Origin of the sequence: Kribbella sp. NPDC058693, from assembly GCF_042715335.1 — a bacterium.
In the GTDB taxonomy this organism is placed as follows: domain Bacteria; phylum Actinomycetota; class Actinomycetes; order Propionibacteriales; family Kribbellaceae; genus Kribbella; species Kribbella jiaozuonensis.
In genome coordinates this window covers 1,934,359-1,951,916 of sequence record NZ_JBHXSQ010000001.1, presented here as the reverse complement: position 1 = coordinate 1,951,916, position 17,558 = coordinate 1,934,359, and the positions used below count along the sequence as shown (strand labels likewise).

The following is a 17,558-nucleotide window of genomic DNA, read 5'->3' as shown; positions in this document are numbered from 1 at the left end:
TACCTTCCCGGCCCGCCACCCGCGAACAGCGCACCTACTCCGTTCTCCGTCACCCCGGTCGCCGCCGCGGCACCCCCCTCTCCGCCGGCGCCACCTCGAACCGGGGTGACGGGCCCCTCCTCTGCGCGCAGTGCAGTCGGCCGGCGGGCGGCTCTTCTCGTCGGCACGGTCGCCCTCTCCGCCGTGGCCGGTGGTCTTGCGGGTGCAGTCACCGGCGCTCGTGACCCGGCACCGCTTCCACAAGCAGCAGCACCTCCGGCGGCGGCCCAGGGATCCATCTCCGCGGCGGCGGCCGGCGTCCTTCCGGGTGTGGTGTCCGTGCGCGCCGGCCGGGCGACCGGGTCCGGGTTCGCGATCGACCAGGAAGGGCATGTGGTGACGAATGCACACGTGGTGGAGGGAACGACCGACGTATCCCTGGTCCTGTCGAACGGCCGTACGGTCGACGCGGACGTCATCGGATCCGACCCGGACAACGACCTCGCCGTACTGCAGGTCTCGACCGCCGACGCCGCGGGCTTGCGCTCGCTCACGCTCGGCCGGTCCGCACAGCTGCGGGTAGGCGACCCGGTGCTGGCCGTCGGATCCCCGCTCGGCCTGGAGGGAACGGTGACCGCCGGCATCGTCAGCGCCGTCAACCGCCAGGCCCGCTTCGGCGACAACAACACCCGCCAGCCCGCGATCCAGACCGACGCCGCTATCAATCCGGGCAACTCCGGCGGCCCGCTGGTCAACGCCGCCGGTCAGGTGGTGGGTGTCAATACCGCCATCGCCACCCTCGGTACCTCCCGCTCCGGCAACATCGGCATCGGCTTCGCGATCCCCGTCGATCGCATGACCAGCATCGTCAACGACCTCCTCGACTGACCGGACCCCCTACAGTTGGTGGATGGTGTACTTCGGTGGGTTCCTCGGGCTGATCGGGTTGCTGACCCTGATCTTCCGGGACGGCGACGTGGCCGGCATGCCTTCGGCTGTGGTCGGCGGCGGGCTGCTGGCGCTGGGCGTGGCCGTAGGCGCGCTCGGTGTCGTCTGGCGGCGTCGCGTCCGCCGGCGCAAGATCGCCGCCGGCGAACCGGTGCCTGTCGGGGACATCTTCCAGCGTGCCCGCGCCCTGCCGAGGCTGCTCCGCGATGTCCGCCAGGGTGCGTACGCCGACCTGCCGAAGAGCCGCCCGTTCATGTGGGTACTGGCGCTCGTCTACCTGATCTCGCCGATCGACATCCTGCCCGACGTACTGCCGCTGCTCGGTGTCACGGACGATGCCGGCGTGGCCGTCTGGCTGCTCACCAGCGTGTCGACGGCCACCGGCCTCTATCTCAACCGCGAGCGCGAACGTCAGCGTCTGGGCAATCGCGACCTCGGCACCGGTGGACCCACGCACTGATGTCGGCCGCCGCCTCCTCGGGATGCTGATACGCGAACAACTGCAGTGAGTCGCTCGGCTCATCTGGATCGCTGAGGCGGTCGGCGGCTTCCACCAACTGATGAGCGGCCGCAAGCACACGCGCGGCCTGCTCGCGTGCCTCGGCCGGATCGTCAAGCGTGACGGCATCAGTCGCCAGATCGGCGACTTCACAAGCCTGGTAGGCCATTGCCAGCTGAGCGCGGTTCATCCAAACGCCCGCACGAAGAAGATGACGGTCATCGCAATAGCTGTCGTGAGGACCAGCACACGCAGCACAGCCGGCGGTAGACGACGTACGACGTGGGCGCCGAGGTAGCCACCTATGACGGCACCGGCGAGCAAGGCGACCAGGTGGATCGGCTGGGCCAGTACGTTGGCGGCGAAGACGAAAACGACCGCCGCGGTGAGGTAAACAGCCGCGACCTGGATGACCCGCAGGGGATTCCCGCGTGCCGGGTCGAGCGAGGTCGTCGCGGTCCAGAACGCGAGCATCATCAGCCCGACCGCGCCGCCGAAGTACCCACCGTAGATCGACAGCAGGAACTGCCCGGCCAGGATCGCCGTCGGACCGGCCTGCCCGAGCCGCAGCGCCGCCGTCAGCCGCCGACCGAACGCGAGTACGACGGTCGCGAACGCCAGCAACCACGGCACCGCCGCGTCGAAAGATGCCGATGGCAACAACAGGAGCAGGCCGGCGCCGATCGCGCCACCGCAGACGCTGGCGAGCGTGAGCCGCGCCGGGGACGGATGCGTGAAGCCCTCGAACTCCCGGCGGTAGACCCACGCGCTCGTCGCGTTGCCGGGCAGCAGCGCGACAGTCGTGGTCGCGTTCGCGGTGACCGGCGGCATGCCGGCCGCGACCAGCGCGGTGAGTGCCACGAAGCTCCCGCCACCACCGACGGCGTTCAGCGCGCCGGCGGCGACACCGGCCAGAAGGATCAGCAGCACCTTTCGAGGATCAGCGCTGCAGCCGGCTTCCACAATGCGCGATCTCCGTAGCCAGCCTCAGGCTGAGACGTAGGCTGATCCCATGCGGTACGACCTCGACGATCTCCGGCTCTTCACGCACGTCGCGGCGGAGGGCTCGATCACCGCCGGCGCGCGGGTGATGCACCTCAGCCTGCCTTCGGCCAGTTCGCGGGTCAGAGCCCTCGAAGCGCAGGCCGGCGTACCGCTCCTGATCCGTGAGCGCCGCGGTGTCCGGCTCACTCCGGCCGGCGCCACATTGGCCCGGCATGCCCGCGAGGTTCTCGCCGAGACGACCAGGCTGGACAGCGCGGTCGCGTCGTACGCCGTCTCCCGGACCGCGCCGATCCGGCTGGTTGCGGGTGGTTCCGCGATGCACCAGCTCGTCCCGGTCGCTCTCGCCACGTTCCTTCGCGAGCACCCGGAGTACGACGTGAACGTCAGCGAGCGCCGTACCGTCCGGAGTGTCCGCCTGCTCGCCGCCGGCGAGGCCGACCTCGGCGTCATCCTCGACGACGAACCGACCTCGCTGCGGACCGAACCGCTCGCCGACGACTCGCTGGTCGTCATCGGTCAGGCCGGCGGCACGCTCGCCGGCCGCACCTCGATCGCGTACGCCGAAGTCGCCGAGCATCCGCTGGTCGGTCTCGACCGCAACTCCCCGCTCACGCAATGGATGGACGACCGCCTCGGCCCGCACGCCCCGGCCCCGCGCTACCGAACCGTCGTACCGACCCTGCACACGCTGATCACCCTCGCGACCGCAGGCGCCGGCCTGGCGATCGTCCCGCGCCGGGCCGTCGACGCGATCGCCGCGCTGGACGTCTGCCCGCTGCAGGACGCGTGGTCGACCCGCGCGCACCTCCTCTGCTACGCCGCGAACGCGCCCGAGGCCGCCCACCTGCTCGCCGGCCACCTGCACGCGGCGGCGAACGCTTAGCTCTGCTTCTGGATGCCGTCGATCAGGTAGCTCAAGCCGAGGTCGAAGATCTCGGCCGCCGTCCGATGGGGTGCGTCGTGGACCCATTCCTCGAGTGCCGGGTAGTTGCCGCTGGCAAACATCCGCTTGATGTACGGCGCGGTCGCGTGCTGCCACTGATGCTTGTCGAGGCCGGATCCGCGTTCGGCCCGGCGCTCGGTGACCTCCTTGCGGACGGCGCCGACCAGGTAGACACTCAGCGCGTCGAGAGCGCCCGACATCTGGTCGAGGTCGAGCCCGGTGGCGCGGAGTGCGGTCAGCGACGCCTCGGTGTGTGCGAGCGTGGCCGGCCCGAAGCGCGGCCGGCCGCCCATCAGGTCGGCGAACCACTCATGCCGCAGGGCAACCTCGCGGATCCCGGTCGCGATGGACCGCAGTACGTCGCCCCAGGTCGAACCGGTCGGCGCCGGGATCTCGCCGTACACGGTGTCCACCATCAGCTCGAGCAGCTCGTCCTTGGTGTCGACGTACCGGTAGAGGCGCATCGGGCCGGCGTCGAGCGCGCCGGCGACCTTGCGCAGCGACACCGCATCCAGCCCGTCGACGTCGGCGAGGTCGATCGCGGCCCGGACGATGCGCTCCCGGCTGAGCGGACTCGGCCGGCGCCGCTCGGTCGGTTCGAGCCGCTCCCAGATCAGGGGACTGTCTGTCACGGTCACGACGATACACCTGCTTCGTTCGATACAGTGTATAAATCAATACACTGTATCGAGAGGAGCGGATCATGATCGCGATCATCGGCGGCGGCCCGGGCGGCCTCACGCTCGCGCGAATCCTGCACGTCCACGGCATCGCCTCCGTCGTGTTCGAGCGCGACGCGTCCGGCGCCGCTCGCAGCCAGGGCAGCATGCTCGACCTGCACACCGACACCGGTCAGGCCGCCCTGCAGACGGCCGGTCTCGAGCGGGAGTTCCTCGCGGCCGCCCGCGGCGAAGGGCAGGACCACCGCATCCTGGACCACACCGGCACGATGCTGCTCCAGGAGGACACCCCGGACGACGCGCCGATGCTGCGCCCGGAGATCGACCGCGCAGACCTGCGGGACATCCTGCTGAGCTCGCTCCCCGCGCAGACGGTCCGCTGGGGGAGCGCCTTCACCCACGCGGAACCGCACGAGGGCGGATATCTGCTGCACTTCGCCGACGGCAGTACGGCGACGTGCGACCTCCTCGTCGGCGCGGACGGCGCGAACTCCCGGGTCCGTCCGCTGCTCACCGACGTCGAGCCGGCGTACTCCGGCAAGGTCGTGGTGCAGAGCATGATCCGCGATGCCGATCGCACCCAGCCCGAGCTGGCCGAGATGGTTGGGCGCGGCAACTACTGGGTGTTCGGCCCGGACCGGCTGCTGGGCGCGCAACGCAACGGCAACGGCGTGGTCCAGGTGAGCATCTCGATCCAGGCTCCGCTCGACCTGGACCCCGCGGAGGCGATCGACCTTCCGGACGGATGGGCTCCGCAGTTCCGGCGCCTGCTGGCCGCCTGCGACGAACCGTTCGTCGTACGTCCGGCCTACCTGCTGCCGATCGGCATGACCTGGCCGCGCCGATCGGGTCTCACCCTGCTCGGGGACGCGGCGCACTTGATGCCGTCGCACGGCGAGGGCGCGAACCAGGCCATGCGCGACGCCGCCGAGCTCGCGCAGGCAATCGCCGCGCATCCTGACGACCTGGACGCCGCGCTCGAGCAGTACGAGCCGGCCATGTTCGCGCGCACCACCAAGGTCGCGCAGCTGTCGGCCGAGATCGCGGACATGATGACTGGGCCTGATGCCGCCCAGAAGGTCCTTGCGTTCTTCGGCTAGCGTGCGGGTATGGACGAGGTCGGCATTCCGCTGCAGGCGTTCGGCGCGTTGCTGCACAGCCAGAACATCGGCATGGTGTGCCGGGCGTTGAACATGTACCAGGTAGCCGCGGCGTACACGCAGGTCAGCGGCGGAAACCCGCTCGAACCGATGGCCGACGAGGTCCGTGGCGTCGCGCGCGAGATCCTGTCCCGGCCGCCGGCGGAGGACGACGAGATGCGCGCAGGCTTCGATCACATCTCCGCGCTGAACGTGCTGAGCGTCCTGGCTCAGCCCGCGGACGCCGAGCTGATCACAACAGTGCTCGAGAACACGACGAACGAGGAGATTCGCGCGGTGGCGAAGCTGGCGGCCGCCACTGCTCGCACCCAGCCGGGATAACGTGCTCAGCATGCGCGCGCTGACTGTAGAAGAGGCCCGGCAACGGGCGGCGGACCTGGACCTGCGATCGTACGAGGTCGCCTTCGACCTCACCGGCTCGGGCGACACCTTCGTCACGACCAGCCGGATCCGCTTCGGGGCCACGAGCAGCACGAGTTGGGTCGACGTGAAGCCCGAGCGGCTGATCAGCGTCGTACTCAACGGTCAGGCGCTCGAGGTCGGTGCGCTCGACGGCGGCCGCTTCCCGCTCAGCGGGCTGACGGCCGAGAACGAGCTGGTCGTGACCGCCGAGCTGAAGTACTCCGCCGACGGCGAGGGCATGGTGCGATCCGTCGACCCCGCCGACGGACGCGTCTACACGTACGGCATGTCGTCGCTGGAGTCCGCCCCGCGGTACTTCCCCTGCTTCGACCAGCCTGACCTCAAAGCGCCGTACACGATGACGGTGAAGTGCCCCGAGGACTGGGTTGTCCTGGGCAACGGTGCCGCGACGCAGACCGCGCCAGGGGAGTGGATGCTCGCCGAGACCAAGCCGCTCTCGACGTACTTCGTCACGCTCGTCGCCGGCCCGTACCACCTGATCCGCAGCGAGTACGACGGGATCCCGCTCGGTCTCGCTTGCCGGCAGTCGCTGCAGGAGCACCTGGAACGCGACGCCGAGGACCTGTTCCGGACCACCCGCGAGGCGTTCGACGAGTACCACCGGATGTTCCGGCAGCGGTACCCGTTCGGCGAGTACTGGCAGGCGTTCGTGCCGGACTTCAACCTCGGCGCGATGGAGAACCCGGGCTGCGTGACGTTCACCGACACGCTGGTGTACCGCGGGCAGGCGACCGAGGCGGAGCGCAGCACCCGCGCCCGGATCGTCGTGCACGAGATGGCGCACATGTGGTTCGGCGATCTCGTCACGATGAGGTGGTGGAACGACATGTGGCTGAACGAGTCGTTCGCGGAATACATGGCGCACCGGGTGTCGGAGGACGCGACTTCGTACGGCGGTAACTGGACGGATTTCGCATTCGTGCGCAAGTGGTGGGGCTTGCAGACGGACCAGAGCAGCTCGACGCATCCGGTCGCGCCGGACAGTCTCAAGGACGCTCGGCAGTCGCTTGACGACTTCGACGGGATCTCTTACGCCAAGGGCGCGGCGGTGCTGAAACAGTTGGCGAAGTACCTGGGTGACGACGTGTTTCTCAAGGGTGTCAACGCGCATCTCGAGGCGCACGAGTACGGGAACGCCGATCTGCAGGAGTTCATCGAGAAGCTGACCGAGGCCGGCGCCCGGGACCTGGATGCGTGGTCGGACCAATGGTTGCGTACGTCGGGGTTGGACACGCTCTCGGTCGAGCGGACCAGCTCAGGCATCGTCGTGCATCGGAAGAGCCCGGATGAATCGCGCCGGCTGCACAAGCTGAGCGTGGGTGGGTATGCCGAGGACGGATCGGCAACCCTGACAGACGTCGTGCTGACCGAGGACTCGGCAGAAGTTGCGATGGGCAACGAAGCGGTGGTGGTGCCGGATGCCAACGACGACACCTGGGCGAAGATCCGGCTGGACGCGGCGAGCCTGGCGAACCTGACCGAGGTGTTGCCGAGGATCGCGGACAGCACGACCCGCGCGGTGGTGTGGAACTCGGTGCGGGACTCGGTGGCGGATGCTGAGCTGGATCCTCGGCGGGCGCTCGAGCTGTTCGTTGCCGCGCTGCCGCACGAGGACAGCGACATCGCGGTCGGCTCGCTGGCGCAGTGGCTCGAGGGGCGGGTGCTCGGCCGCTACCTCGACTACGACCAGGCCCGCGGACCGGTCGCCGACGCGCTCGGCAGCAAGCTCGCGAGCACCGAGCCGGGCAGCAGCCTGCAGCTGATCACTGCGAGGACCTTCGTCGCGACGACGAACGATGCCGCCCTGCTCACCGCCTGGCTGACCGGTGACGCTCCCGAGGGGCTGGAGATCGACGCGGATCTGCGGTGGTCGATCGTCTTTCGGCTCGTGCTGCTCGGTGCGTTCGGCGCGAGCGAGATCGACGCCGAGCTCGCTCGGGACAAGTCCACCGAGGGCGTGACGCAGGCGGCCCGCTGCCGTGCGGCTCTGCCCGACGGCAAGGAAGCCGCCTGGACCCGGATCATGACCGACCCGGCGATCGGCGTACAGGAACTGCTCGCCACGGCGGAAGGGTTCTGGCATCCGTCCCAGAACGCGATCACCGCGCCGTACGCCCGGCGGTTCTTCACCGACATCCCGCGGACCGCGGAGATCCGGGCCGGCATGGTGGTCGGGCTGACGGCGACCCGGATGGCCCCGAAGTACGCGATCGACGAGGAGCTGATCGCGCCGGCCGAGGCGCTGATCGCGGACGAGAGCGTGGTCTCGGGTATCCGTCGGCAGACCGCGAACTTCCTCGACGACCTGCGCCGGGCGATCGCTGTACGCCGGACCTTCGGCTAACGGACGGTGAGACGTTCCGCGACGGCCTTGCGGGCCTGGTGGATCCGGGCCTTCACGGTCCCGAGCGGTACGTCGAGCTCGTCGGCGATCTCGGCGTACGACAGCGCGCCGAGATCGCGCAGGACCAGCGGCTGGACCAACTGCGGGTGGCTGGACTCGAGCGCCTCGAGGGCCTCCAGCAGGTCGAGGCGAGAGCCGGCGATCACCGACGTCGTGCGCGGGTCGACCGACTCCGGCAACACCTCGGCGGACTGCTCGACCGAGCGGCGCTTCAGCGACCGGTACGTCTGGCGGGCCTGGTTGGTGGCCACGATCGTCACCCAGCCCGCGAAGCTGCCGGTGCCCTTGAAGGTGTGCACCTTGTTGGCGACCTGCAGCAGGGTGTCCTGGACCGCCTCCTCGGCGTCCTCGCGGTAGGGCAGGAACTTCGCCACCCGCCGCTGCACCTGCGGCCGGATCGCCTGCAGGAGTCGTGGAAGTACCGTCTGGTCACCCCCGGCTGCGCGGGCTGCCAGCTCTTCCAGCTCCTCGTTCATCGTCCCCCAGTCACTGTTGAGCTCACCTGTGGTCGACAATAGCCGGGATGGATGTCATCGGGCGGTACCGGTTGCAGGACAAAATCGGCGCAGGCGCGTTCGCGACCGTCTGGCGGGGGTACGACGACGACCTGGATGTCGACGTCGCCGTCAAGGTTCTCGCGGACAACTGGGCGTCGCGCGCCGACGTGCGCGAACGGTTCCTGTCCGAGGCACGCCTGATGCGCCGGATCGCCAGCGACCGGGTCGTCCGGGTCTTCGACCTGGGCAAACTCGACGACGGCCGCCCGTACTTCGTGATGGACTACATCGGCGGCGGCACGCTCGGCGACGTACTCCGGCAGGGCCCCGTCGACGCGGTGGACGCGCTGTGGTGGGGCGCGGATCTGGCCCGGGCTGTGGCCGCGCTGCACGGCGAGGGCGTCGTACACCGCGACGTCACCCCGGCGAACCTGCTGCTGCGACCGGGTGACGAGTCCGGCGGCGGCACCCATCGGATCGTGCTCGCCGACCTGGGCCTGGCGAAACGCGCCGCGGAGGCGTCCGGGCTCACGCAGGCCGTCGGTACGCCGTCGTACATGGCGCCCGAGCAGGGCCGCGGCGACGGCGGATTCGACGAGCGGGCCGATATCTACGCGGTCGGCGCGGTCACGTACGCGCTGCTCACCGGGCACCCGCCGTACGTCGCGGGCTCGATCGGCGAGGTACTGAACCGCGACCCGGACCTGGCGCCGCCGAGCCTGCGCTCGGTGCTGCACGACTCGGTCGGACCGCTCGACGACATCTTCGGGCGGGCCCTGGCCTATCGGGTGGTGGACCGCTGGGAGCGCGCGGACACGCTGGCCGAGCGGCTCGAGGCCGAGGCGTACCGGCTCGAGCAGGAGGCGCCGCTGCGCGCCGAGGAGCGGACCGCGATCACCGACGAGGACCTGGACACCACGGTCGCGACCGACCCACCGGTCCGGCGACGTCGCCGGACGCGGATGTGGTTCCTGCTGGCGCTGCCCTTCGTCTTCGTGGCAGCAGGCGTCGGCGGCTGGTTCCTCTTCGGCCGGTGATTTCTTAGAGTAGTCGGGTGACTACTTTCTGCAGTCTCATGGTGACACTTACCCTGCTCACGCCGGCCCCCGCCCAGCCGGTTGCCAGCTATGCCTGCCGCGCCAACACCAAATTCGGCCAGCACACCCTGTCGCTGCGTCAAGCCGTGAATGCAACCGCGCCGGCGACCGTCCGGCCGAACATCCGCTTCACTGTCGCCGTCGATCTCCAGCCGGGGACGCTGCCGACTGAGGTCAAGGGCTTCAAGCTCCAAGAGGTCCGCGACCTCGCCCTCCGCATGCCCGTCCCCGCCAACACGTCCTACGTCAGCGCCAAGCTGTCGGGCGGCTCAGGCCTGAACTCGACGCCGTCCGTTCAGTTGGAGGGGAGCACAGCGGTCGTCAAGGTCGCCGGTCCGATCTCGGGCGGCGCGAGCTACCAACTCCCGACCCTCAGCGTGCGCCTGAAGTCCGGCCGCAGAGGAACGACGATCCAGACCAAACTCAAAGGCACCAGCTACGACGACCCCGGCCTCACCCTGCAGGCCAAGATCAAGTGGAAGTTCCTCACCACCACCGCCCCGGTCGCCTGCTACCCGGACCCGAACCCGGCCCTGACCAGCACGAAGGTTCAGTAGACGACCGTGATCCGTTCCGCGGCCGGGTCGATCCGGACCTGGCCGCCGTACGGAAGCACGAGCTGGGGATCCGTGTGCCCGATGTCGAGACCCTTCACGACCACTGCGGTCGGGTTGTACTCCGTGAGCGCGCGATCGACCGCGAGGTACTGGCCGGTGACGTACTCGAAGGACTGCTCCGGCGTCATCTCCTGGAACAGCGACGACGACTTCGGCCGGCCCCAGAGGACGGCGTCGAAGCGTTCGAGCAGGCCGCGTTCGCCGAGGTTGCGGAGGATCCGGTAGACGGTCTCGGACGACGGCAGCTCTTCGCTGGTCTCGCCGAAGAACACCCCGCCGTACGACTCGGTCGGGAGCATCCAGCGGTTCGCGGACAGTTGCCAGTCGAGGATCTCGATGCAGCCGCCCCAGAGCTTCCCGCTGACCGTCTGCGTGCCGCTCCAGGTCCAGCCGGTGCCGGGGAACAGCGGCGGCTCCGTCTCGAGGTTCTCGGGGACGGCCCAGTCGTGGTCGACGTCGGTCCAGCCTTCGGCCGGTGTCAGCGCGAACTCGCCGCCGGTGAACATTGCCGCCCGCAACGATCGCTCGGTGTCGGGGTGCATCGCGCCGCCGCGGCCGAACTGCACCATCACGCTGCCGCCGTGGACGGCCGGCACCCCCGCCGTGTGCAGGAAGTTGAGCAGGTTCGTGTTGTCGCTGTACCCGAAGAACGGCTTCGGATCCGCCTGGAACACGGCCGGGTCCAGATACTTCAGCACGGTGAGCTGGTCGTCGCCGCCGATGCTCGCGAACACCGCGCGGATCGACGGATCCGACCAGGCCGCGTGCAGATCGTCGGCGCGCTCCTCCGGCGTCGACTGGAGCTTCCGGGTGGTCGGGTACTCGACCGGCTCCAGCTCGAAGTCGTCGCGCAGCCGTCGCAACCCAAGCTCGTACGGCCCGGGGAAGATCTCCGGCAGTCCCCGCGACGGCGAGACGATCGCGACCCGGTCACCTGGCTTCAGCACTCAGACTCCGATCGGGTGCCAGACGGTCTTCAGTTCGAGGTACTGCGTGAGCCGCGACAGCCCCTGGTCCGCGGACCAGTCCTCCTCGGCGGGACGGCGTACCCGCTTGAGGTTGTCGGCCGCGGCGATCTCGAGCTCGGTCGCCTCCTCGGGGTCGACGATGCCGCACAGGTCGATCGCGTTGACGTCCATGTGCGACGCCAGCCACGGGCCGACCTCGGACGCCGATCCGGTGAGGATGTTGACCACCCCACCCGGTACGTCGGAGGTCGCCATCACCTCGCCCAACGTGATCGCCGGCAGCGGCCGCTCGAACGACGAGACCGCGACCACGGTGTTACCGGAGACGATCGCCGGCGCGATCACACTGGTCAGGCCGAGCAGGCTGGAGTCCTGCGGCGCGAGCACCGCGACCACACCGGTTGCCTCGGGCAACGAGAAGTCGAAGTACGGGCCGGCGACCGGGTTGCTGGAGCCGACCACCTGGGCGAGCTTGTCGGCCCACCCGGCGTACCAGACCCAGCGGTCGATCGACTCGTCGACGACCGCACGGGCCTTGGAGATCGACAACCCTTCGGACGCGGCGACCTCGGCACTGAACTGCTGGTGCCGGCCCTCCATCACCTCGGCGATCCGGTACAGGACCTGACCCCGGTTGTACGCCGTCCGCGCGTGCCAGCCGCCGAACGCCTTGCGGGCCGCGACAACCGCGTCCCGGGCGTCCTTGCGGGAGGCCTGGGATGCGTTCGCGAGAAACTTGCCCTTGGCATCGGTCACGACATACGACCGACCCGATTCGCTGCGCGGGAAGGCGCCGCCGACGTAGAGCTTGTAGGTCTTTCGCACCTCTAGCCTCTGTGGTTCCTTAGTGGGCAAGGTAGGCCTCCAAGCCGTGGCGACCGCCCTCGCGGCCGTAGCCCGACTCCTTGTACCCGCCGAACGGCGAGGTCGGGTCGAAGCGGTTGAACGTGTTCGCCCAGACGACGCCGGCGCGCAGCTGGTTCGCCATCCAGAGGATCCGGGAGCCCTTGTCGGTCCAGATCCCGGCGGAGAGCCCGAAGGGGGTGTTGTTCGCCTTCTCGACCGCCTCCTGCGGAGTGCGGAAGGTCAGCACTGACAGCACCGGCCCGAAGATCTCCTCGCGGGCGATCCGGTGCGCCTGCGACACCCCGGTGAAGACGGTCGGCGGGAACCAGTAGCCGTTGGCCGGCAGCTCGCACTCCGGCGACCAGCGCTCGGCGCCCTCGTCCTCGCCGATCTGCGACAGCTCGCGGATCTTCGCCAGCTGGGCCGCCGAGTTGATCGCGCCGATGTCGGTGTTCTTGTCCAGCGGGTCGCCGACGCGCAGCGTGCCCATCCGGCGCTTCAGCCGCGCCAGCACCTCGTCGTACACGCTCTCCTGGACCAGCAGCCGCGAGCCCGCGCAGCAGACGTGGCCCTGGTTGAAGAAGATGCCGTTGACGATGCCCTCGATGGTCTGGTCGATGGGCGCGTCCTCGAAGACGATGTTCGCCGCCTTGCCGCCGAGCTCGAGCGTGACCGCCTTGTGCGTGCCGGCCACCGACTTGGCGATCGCCCGGCCGACGTCGGTCGAGCCGGTGAACGCGACCTTGTCGACGTCCGGGTGCTCGACCAGCGCCTGGCCGGTCCGGCCCGCGCCGGTGACGATGTTGACCACACCCGGCGGCAGATCGGCCTGCTGGCAGATCTCCGCGAACGCCAGTGCGGTCAGCGGAGTCGTCTCGGCCGGCTTCAGTACGACGGTGTTGCCCGCCGCCAGCGCCGGCGCGATCTTCCACGCCAGCATCAGCATCGGGAAGTTCCACGGGATCACCTGGCCCGCGACACCCCACGGCTGCGGGTCGTCGCCGACACCGGCGTACTCGAGCTTGTCGGCCCAGCCCGCGTAGTAGAAGAAGTGCGCGGCCACCAACGGGATGTCGACGTCGCGGGACTCGCGGATCGGCTTGCCGTTGTCGAGCGACTCCAGCACCGCCAGCTCACGCGAGCGCTCCTGGATCAGCCGCGCGATCCGGAACAGGTACTTCGCCCGGTCCTTGCCGCTCATCGGGCCCCAGACCTTCTCGAAGGCCTTGCGGGCCGCGCGAACGGCCTTGTCGACATCGGCCGGTCCGGCCTCGCTGACCTCGGCCAGCACCTCTTCGGAGGCGGGACTGATGGTCTTGAACGGCTTGCCGTCCGTCGCGTCGGTGAACTGGCCGTTGATGAACAGCCCGTACGACGACTTGATGTCGACGATGGCCCGCGACTCGGGGGCCGGTGCGTACTCGAATCTGCTCATGCCTGTCAGTCCAAGGTGAAGTAGTCGGGGCCCGGGTAGTGCCCGGTGGCCAGCTTGGTGCGTTGCATCAGCAGGTCGTTCAGCAGGCTGGAGGCGCCGAAGCGGAACAGTTCCGGGTCCAGCCAGTCCGGTCCGGCGGTCTCGTTGACCGTGACCAGGTACTTGATCGCGTCCTTCGCGGTCCGGATCCCGCCGGCCGGCTTGACGCCGATGTGCAGCCCGGTGGCCTCGTGGTAGTCGCGGACCGCCTCCAGCATCACCAGCGTGACGGGCAGCGTCGCGGCCGGTGACACCTTGCCGGTGGAGGTCTTGATGAAGTCCGCGCCGGCCAGCATCGCCAGCCAGGACGCGCGCCGGACGTTGTCGTAGGTGACCAGCTCGCCGGTCTCCAGGATCACCTTGAGGTGCGCGTCGCCGGCGGCCTCGCGGATCGCGGTGATCTCGTCGAAGACCAGGCCGTAGCGTCCGGACAGGAAGGCGCCGCGGTCGATCACCATGTCGACCTCGTCGGCACCCGCCGCGACCGCGTCCTGCGTGTCCTGGACCTTGATCGCGAGGCTGGAACGCCCGCTGGGGAAGGCGGTCGCGACACTCGCGACGTTGATCCCGGAGCCTTTCAGCTCGTGCTTCGCGGTGGCGACCAGGTCCGGGTACACACAGACGGCGGCGACCTGCGGCGCGGTCGGGTCGGCCGGGTCGGGCCGTTTCGCCTTCGCACACAAGGCCCGCACCTTGCCCGGGGTGTCCTGGCCCTCCAGCGTGGTCAGATCGATCATCGAGATCGCCAGGTCGAGTGCGTAGGCCTTGGCGGTGGTCTTGATCGACCGGGTGCTCAGGGTGGCGGCCCGGGCCTCGGCGCCGACCTGGTCGACGCCCGGCAGCCCGAGCAGGAACCGGCGCAGCCGATCCTCGGACGAGGTCACGTCGGCCAAGCTGTCGACGCCGCTGTCGAGTGTGGTCACCTGTGGCAGTCTAGCCGTGGGCGGCGGCCCCGCGCCTACTGCGCGGCACTCGGCACGGCACCTCGGCGCACGGGAGGAAAGGCCACGATGAACCACATCGAGGCCTCCCCTCCCGCACGCCGAGCTACCGCACCGAGCACCTGCTCGCTACGGCGCGGGGCCACCGCCCACGGCTAGTGCCGTTCCGGACAGGCAGTTACCTTGTCCGGGTGAAGTCGAAGTCGCCCGAGAGCGAGCAGTACCTGTCCGCGTCGAACCGGATCACCGGGACCATCGTCCTGGTGATCGGCGTGCTCGGCCTGGTCGACGTGGTCCTGGAGTGGCGGACCGCCACCGGGCTGCTGGTCGGCAGCATCATCGCGATCTTCATGGTGCTGGCGTACGTCTTCCTGATGCGGCCCTCGGTAACGCTCAGCCCCGAGAATCTACTGCTGCGTAACCACTTGCGTGATCATCTGATCCCGTGGTCCAAGGTGACCGGTGTCGATGTGACCGACATCCTCCGGGTGCACACCGAGGCGAACCGATTCCGGGCTCCCGGGGTCCAACTGGTCATGCGCGACCTTCGTAAGCAGCGTGTCGGCGGCCGGAAGCTGTCGGCGGACAACTCGCTCTCCAAGGCGGACTTCATCGTCAACCGGATCGAGACCCTCCAGGGCCAGTACTCCGAGCAATCGCAAGGTGACGTGATCACCAGCTGGGCCAAGCCCGAGCTGATCGCGATCGGAGTCCTCGCCGTGGTCGCGATCGTGGCGGCCGTGGTCCGCTGAAGAGTGCTCAGTCGCCGCATCCTGCTCCGCACCGGAGTCGCGGCAGGCCGCCGGACCATGGTCGGCTACAGCGTCATCTACCCGGACGGGTACGACGCCTCGGCGAAGCGGCCCGTCGTACTGGTCCTGCACGGTCGTGGGGGCGACCACACATCTGCGATCAACGACCTCGGCATCGACCGGTACCTGACCGCGACAGTGCAGGCAGGTACGCCGCCCTTCGCACTCGCGACCGTCGACGGCGGCCAGAACAGCTACTGGCATCGGCGGGCCGACGGCAACGATCCCGGGTTGATGCTCGACCAGGAATTCCTTCCCCTGCTGGCCGATTGTGGTCGGGGCGCTGAGCCCGGCGCTGTACCGCAAGTACGACGACGTACAGGCCGGAGCGTTCGACGGGCCTGAGGACTTCGACCGGAGTCAGGTGTTCGGCCGCGCGGAGAGCTTCCGGGATGTTGCCGTTCGCATCGACTGCGGGCGGGACGATCCGTTCGCGCCGGCCGCGAACGAGCTCCGGTCCCAATTGCACGCGGCCGGCGGTCAGCAGGCCGGGGCGCACACCCCCGGTTACTGGCGGCGTATGCTGCCTGACCAGTTGCGATTCCTGGGCGGAAAAGTGGGGCAGTGAGGGGAACTGTGGCGCGAATCGCCGCGTCAGAACCCGTGTTCAACCTCGGGTGAACCCCTGTGCACCCCAGGATTGGTCCGACAGGTCCCTAGACACATCGAGAGTGGAGCTCATGGTCAACCTCTCCCGTATCACCCTGCGCGGCGTGGCCGCCGTCGGTGCCCTGGCCGGCTTCGCCGCCCTGGCACTGCCGAACGCCCAGGCCGCGCAGACCTCCAGCACGACGACGTCGGCCAGCACGCAGGCCGCCGACACGAAGCCGATCGAGATCGGCACCGGTCTGGTCGCCGGCCCGCCGCCGGCTGGAGACGGTCTCACCACGAAGTCGTCGCTGACGAACGTCGTGCGTTACAACAAGCTGTACAAGACGGGTGCCATCCCCACGTCGAAGTGCAAGGAGCTCAACGTCTCGCTGCGCACCTTCGCGGGCGTCGTCGCTTACGAGAACAACCTGTACAAGTGCCTCTACGGCTCGTGGGCCCTGCCGCTGAAGCAGGCCGGCGCGGCGTACAAGGTGGCGCCGAAGCTGGTCGTCCACAACTCGAGCGCGGTCAACTCCCCGTGTGGCGTGGTCACCGGTGGCACCGCGTTCTTCTGTGGTGTCGGCAACGGCTACATCTACGTCCCGGCGTACGTGATCATCAACTACTGGAAGCAGAGCCCGACGATGGCGCGGGCGTACGCGACCTTCACGCTCTCGCACGAGTACGGGCACCACGTCCAGTGGCTGACCGGGATCCTGAACGCGTCCTGGGAGCGGCAGCGGGTCTTCAGCACCTACGCCGCGCAGCTCGAGGAGAGCCGTCGTCGTGAGCTGCAGGCGTCCTGCCTCGGCGGTGCCGTGGACGGCGCGAACAAGCGCAACTACCCGTTCAGCGGTGGCTTCATGACCCAGTACAACTGGGTGATCAGCAACAGCGGTGACCAGCCGGGCGGCGTGCGGGACCACGGTTCGATCAAGAACCACGCCTTCTGGGTGACCGCCGGCTTCAACGCGCGGCACAGCTACACGGTCGCGGGCAACTGCAACACCTTCAACGCCTCTTCCGCGTACGTCGCCTGACCTCAGGTGCGGACAGAAGTCGCGTAGCACGTAACTCGGCCGCCCGGTACGCGTTGGCGTACCGGGCGGCTGTTGCGTTTTGGCGACACCTGCACGATCTGCGATCGTGTGGTTACTTGTTTCGGGTGCGGACGCCCTAGAGTTTCTGAGTCGAGCCTCGAACGGCAGGAGTCAAGGACAGTGAACTACGACGAGTTCAACACCGAGTACGCCAAGGTGCTGGACAAGATCAAGAGCGGTCGTTCCACCTGGTCGGAGCTGTCCGGGCACGTCACCCGGCTCCGGCAGGCGACGACCGGCATCACCTCACCGGTGGAGCGCACCCAGGTCGACCACGACCTCGCGGCGCTGAGCCAGATGGTGGACATGTCGCGCCGGACCAACGACAAGGAAGACGTCTGGACGGTCACGTCCGACGCGATCCGCAAGGCCAGCAGCCAGGAGGGTTCGGTCGCCGACCGGATCGCCCGGATCGAGGCCAGCATCAACGACATCACCGCCCTCGCCAACCGCAACCCGGACGAGCGGGACGCGCTGATGCAGTCCACCAGCACGCTCCGCATCCTGCACTCGTCGCTGCAGAGCTCCCTGCACGCCGAGGAAGCCGAAGCCGCCGCAGCCGCGCGCTGAGCCG

Annotated in this window: 19 protein-coding genes; 12 read left to right on the top strand and 7 right to left on the bottom strand. The window is 69.0% G+C overall.

Annotated features, from left to right (window positions below; genetic code table 11):
• Positions 1-183: 183 nt before the first annotated feature.
• A complete protein-coding gene (locus tag ACFWUU_RS09330; protein ID WP_380174096.1) occupies positions 184-867 on the top strand; it encodes a S1C family serine protease in 684 nt (227 codons plus the stop codon).
• 22 nt (positions 868-889) lie between these two features.
• Positions 890-1,387: a YkvA family protein gene (locus ACFWUU_RS09325; protein ID WP_137252819.1), complete on the top strand. Its 498-nt coding sequence runs from the start codon at positions 890-892 to the stop codon at positions 1,385-1,387.
• Between the two features lie 225 nt (positions 1,388-1,612).
• Here ACFWUU_RS09325 and ACFWUU_RS09320 read toward each other — a convergent pair whose 3' ends face one another.
• Positions 1,613-2,356, bottom strand: a complete 744-nt coding sequence (locus ACFWUU_RS09320; RefSeq protein WP_380174094.1) for a sulfite exporter TauE/SafE family protein — start codon at positions 2,354-2,356, stop codon at positions 1,613-1,615.
• A gap of 82 nt (positions 2,357-2,438) precedes the next feature.
• On the opposite strand from ACFWUU_RS09320, the gene ACFWUU_RS09315 reads away from it, so the two are divergent.
• Positions 2,439-3,314 (top strand): LysR family transcriptional regulator, encoded by an 876-nt coding sequence (locus ACFWUU_RS09315; RefSeq protein WP_380174092.1) that lies wholly within the window; start codon positions 2,439-2,441, stop codon positions 3,312-3,314.
• On the opposite strand, the gene ACFWUU_RS09310 is transcribed toward ACFWUU_RS09315, so the two are convergent.
• Positions 3,311-4,006 (bottom strand): TetR/AcrR family transcriptional regulator C-terminal domain-containing protein, encoded by a 696-nt coding sequence (locus tag ACFWUU_RS09310; protein WP_380174090.1) that lies wholly within the window; start codon positions 4,004-4,006, stop codon positions 3,311-3,313. The genes ACFWUU_RS09315 and ACFWUU_RS09310 overlap by 4 nt on opposite strands.
• Before the next feature lie 71 nt (positions 4,007-4,077).
• Here ACFWUU_RS09310 and ACFWUU_RS09305 point away from each other — a divergent pair, with 71 nt between their 5' ends.
• The 3 genes from ACFWUU_RS09305 to pepN are packed head-to-tail and all read left to right on the top strand — an operon-like array spanning position 4,078 to position 7,981.
• The gene (locus ACFWUU_RS09305) at positions 4,078-5,154 is read left to right on the top strand and encodes an FAD-dependent oxidoreductase (RefSeq protein WP_380174088.1); all 1,077 of its coding nucleotides are present in this window, start codon (positions 4,078-4,080) and stop codon (positions 5,152-5,154) included.
• Between the two features lie 9 nt (positions 5,155-5,163).
• The gene (locus ACFWUU_RS09300) at positions 5,164-5,535 is read left to right on the top strand and encodes a hypothetical protein (protein WP_380174086.1); all 372 of its coding nucleotides are present in this window, start codon (positions 5,164-5,166) and stop codon (positions 5,533-5,535) included.
• A 10-nt stretch (positions 5,536-5,545) separates the two neighbouring features.
• Positions 5,546-7,981 (top strand): aminopeptidase N, encoded by a 2,436-nt coding sequence (gene pepN, locus ACFWUU_RS09295; protein ID WP_380174084.1) that lies wholly within the window; start codon positions 5,546-5,548, stop codon positions 7,979-7,981.
• Here pepN and ACFWUU_RS09290 read toward each other — a convergent pair.
• The gene (locus ACFWUU_RS09290; RefSeq protein WP_137252825.1) at positions 7,978-8,517 is read right to left on the bottom strand and encodes an RNA polymerase sigma factor; all 540 of its coding nucleotides are present in this window, start codon (positions 8,515-8,517) and stop codon (positions 7,978-7,980) included. The two genes, pepN and ACFWUU_RS09290, sit on opposite strands and share 4 nt — an antisense overlap.
• A 47-nt stretch (positions 8,518-8,564) precedes the next feature.
• On the opposite strand from ACFWUU_RS09290, the gene ACFWUU_RS09285 reads away from it, so the two are divergent.
• Positions 8,565-9,575, top strand: coding sequence for a serine/threonine-protein kinase (locus tag ACFWUU_RS09285; protein WP_137252826.1), 1,011 nt, complete (start codon positions 8,565-8,567; stop codon positions 9,573-9,575).
• 38 nt (positions 9,576-9,613) lie between these two features.
• A complete protein-coding gene (locus ACFWUU_RS09280) occupies positions 9,614-10,192 on the top strand; it encodes a hypothetical protein (protein WP_380174082.1) in 579 nt (192 codons plus the stop codon).
• Here the strand turns inward: ACFWUU_RS09280 and ACFWUU_RS09275 are convergent.
• Genes ACFWUU_RS09275 through deoC form a run of 4 tightly spaced genes read right to left on the bottom strand, consistent with a single transcriptional unit; the run spans position 10,186 to position 14,463 of the window.
• Positions 10,186-11,199: a S66 peptidase family protein gene (locus ACFWUU_RS09275; protein WP_380174080.1), complete on the bottom strand. Its 1,014-nt coding sequence runs from the start codon at positions 11,197-11,199 to the stop codon at positions 10,186-10,188. The genes ACFWUU_RS09280 and ACFWUU_RS09275 overlap by 7 nt on opposite strands.
• The gene (locus ACFWUU_RS09270; RefSeq protein ID WP_380174078.1) at positions 11,200-12,045 is read right to left on the bottom strand and encodes an aldehyde dehydrogenase family protein; all 846 of its coding nucleotides are present in this window, start codon (positions 12,043-12,045) and stop codon (positions 11,200-11,202) included. It abuts the gene before it with no gap.
• 19 nt (positions 12,046-12,064) lie between these two features.
• The gene (locus ACFWUU_RS09265; protein WP_380174076.1) at positions 12,065-13,501 is read right to left on the bottom strand and encodes an aldehyde dehydrogenase family protein; all 1,437 of its coding nucleotides are present in this window, start codon (positions 13,499-13,501) and stop codon (positions 12,065-12,067) included.
• 5 nt (positions 13,502-13,506) lie between these two features.
• On the bottom strand, positions 13,507-14,463 hold the full coding sequence (deoC, locus tag ACFWUU_RS09260) for a deoxyribose-phosphate aldolase (protein ID WP_371407338.1): 957 nt from the start codon (positions 14,461-14,463) through the stop codon (positions 13,507-13,509).
• A 209-nt stretch (positions 14,464-14,672) separates the two neighbouring features.
• On the opposite strand from deoC, the gene ACFWUU_RS09255 reads away from it, so the two are divergent.
• From ACFWUU_RS09255 to ACFWUU_RS09240, 4 genes are all read left to right on the top strand, one after another.
• The gene (locus ACFWUU_RS09255) at positions 14,673-15,233 is read left to right on the top strand and encodes a PH domain-containing protein (RefSeq protein ID WP_380174073.1); all 561 of its coding nucleotides are present in this window, start codon (positions 14,673-14,675) and stop codon (positions 15,231-15,233) included.
• A 3-nt stretch (positions 15,234-15,236) separates the two neighbouring features.
• Positions 15,237-15,638: a hypothetical protein gene (locus ACFWUU_RS09250; RefSeq protein WP_380174071.1), complete on the top strand. Its 402-nt coding sequence runs from the start codon at positions 15,237-15,239 to the stop codon at positions 15,636-15,638.
• A gap of 335 nt (positions 15,639-15,973) precedes the next feature.
• Positions 15,974-16,924: a neutral zinc metallopeptidase gene (locus tag ACFWUU_RS09245; protein WP_380174069.1), complete on the top strand. Its 951-nt coding sequence runs from the start codon at positions 15,974-15,976 to the stop codon at positions 16,922-16,924.
• A 180-nt stretch (positions 16,925-17,104) separates the two neighbouring features.
• Entirely contained in the window at positions 17,105-17,554 is a 450-nt protein-coding gene (locus ACFWUU_RS09240) for a hypothetical protein (protein WP_130444202.1), read from the top strand.
• The last annotated feature ends 4 nt before the right edge of the window (positions 17,555-17,558 follow it).

Bases quoted from the DNA above. Each gene is read 5' to 3' on its own strand.
- ACFWUU_RS09325 (WP_137252819.1), top strand. From the start codon at position 890: ATGGTGTACTTCGGTGGGTTCCTCGGGCTGATCGGGTTGCTGACCCTG.
- ACFWUU_RS09315 (WP_380174092.1), top strand. From the start codon at position 2,439: ATGCGGTACGACCTCGACGATCTCCGGCTCTTCACGCACGTCGCGGCG.
- ACFWUU_RS09305 (WP_380174088.1), top strand. From the start codon at position 4,078: ATGATCGCGATCATCGGCGGCGGCCCGGGCGGCCTCACGCTCGCGCGA.
- ACFWUU_RS09300 (WP_380174086.1), top strand. From the start codon at position 5,164: ATGGACGAGGTCGGCATTCCGCTGCAGGCGTTCGGCGCGTTGCTGCAC.
- pepN (WP_380174084.1), top strand. From the start codon at position 5,546: ATGCGCGCGCTGACTGTAGAAGAGGCCCGGCAACGGGCGGCGGACCTG.
- ACFWUU_RS09290 (WP_137252825.1), bottom strand. From the start codon at position 8,517: ATGAACGAGGAGCTGGAAGAGCTGGCAGCCCGCGCAGCCGGGGGTGAC.
- ACFWUU_RS09285 (WP_137252826.1), top strand. From the start codon at position 8,565: ATGGATGTCATCGGGCGGTACCGGTTGCAGGACAAAATCGGCGCAGGC.
- ACFWUU_RS09280 (WP_380174082.1), top strand. From the start codon at position 9,614: ATGGTGACACTTACCCTGCTCACGCCGGCCCCCGCCCAGCCGGTTGCC.
- ACFWUU_RS09265 (WP_380174076.1), bottom strand. From the start codon at position 13,501: ATGAGCAGATTCGAGTACGCACCGGCCCCCGAGTCGCGGGCCATCGTC.
- ACFWUU_RS09245 (WP_380174069.1), top strand. From the start codon at position 15,974: ATGGTCAACCTCTCCCGTATCACCCTGCGCGGCGTGGCCGCCGTCGGT.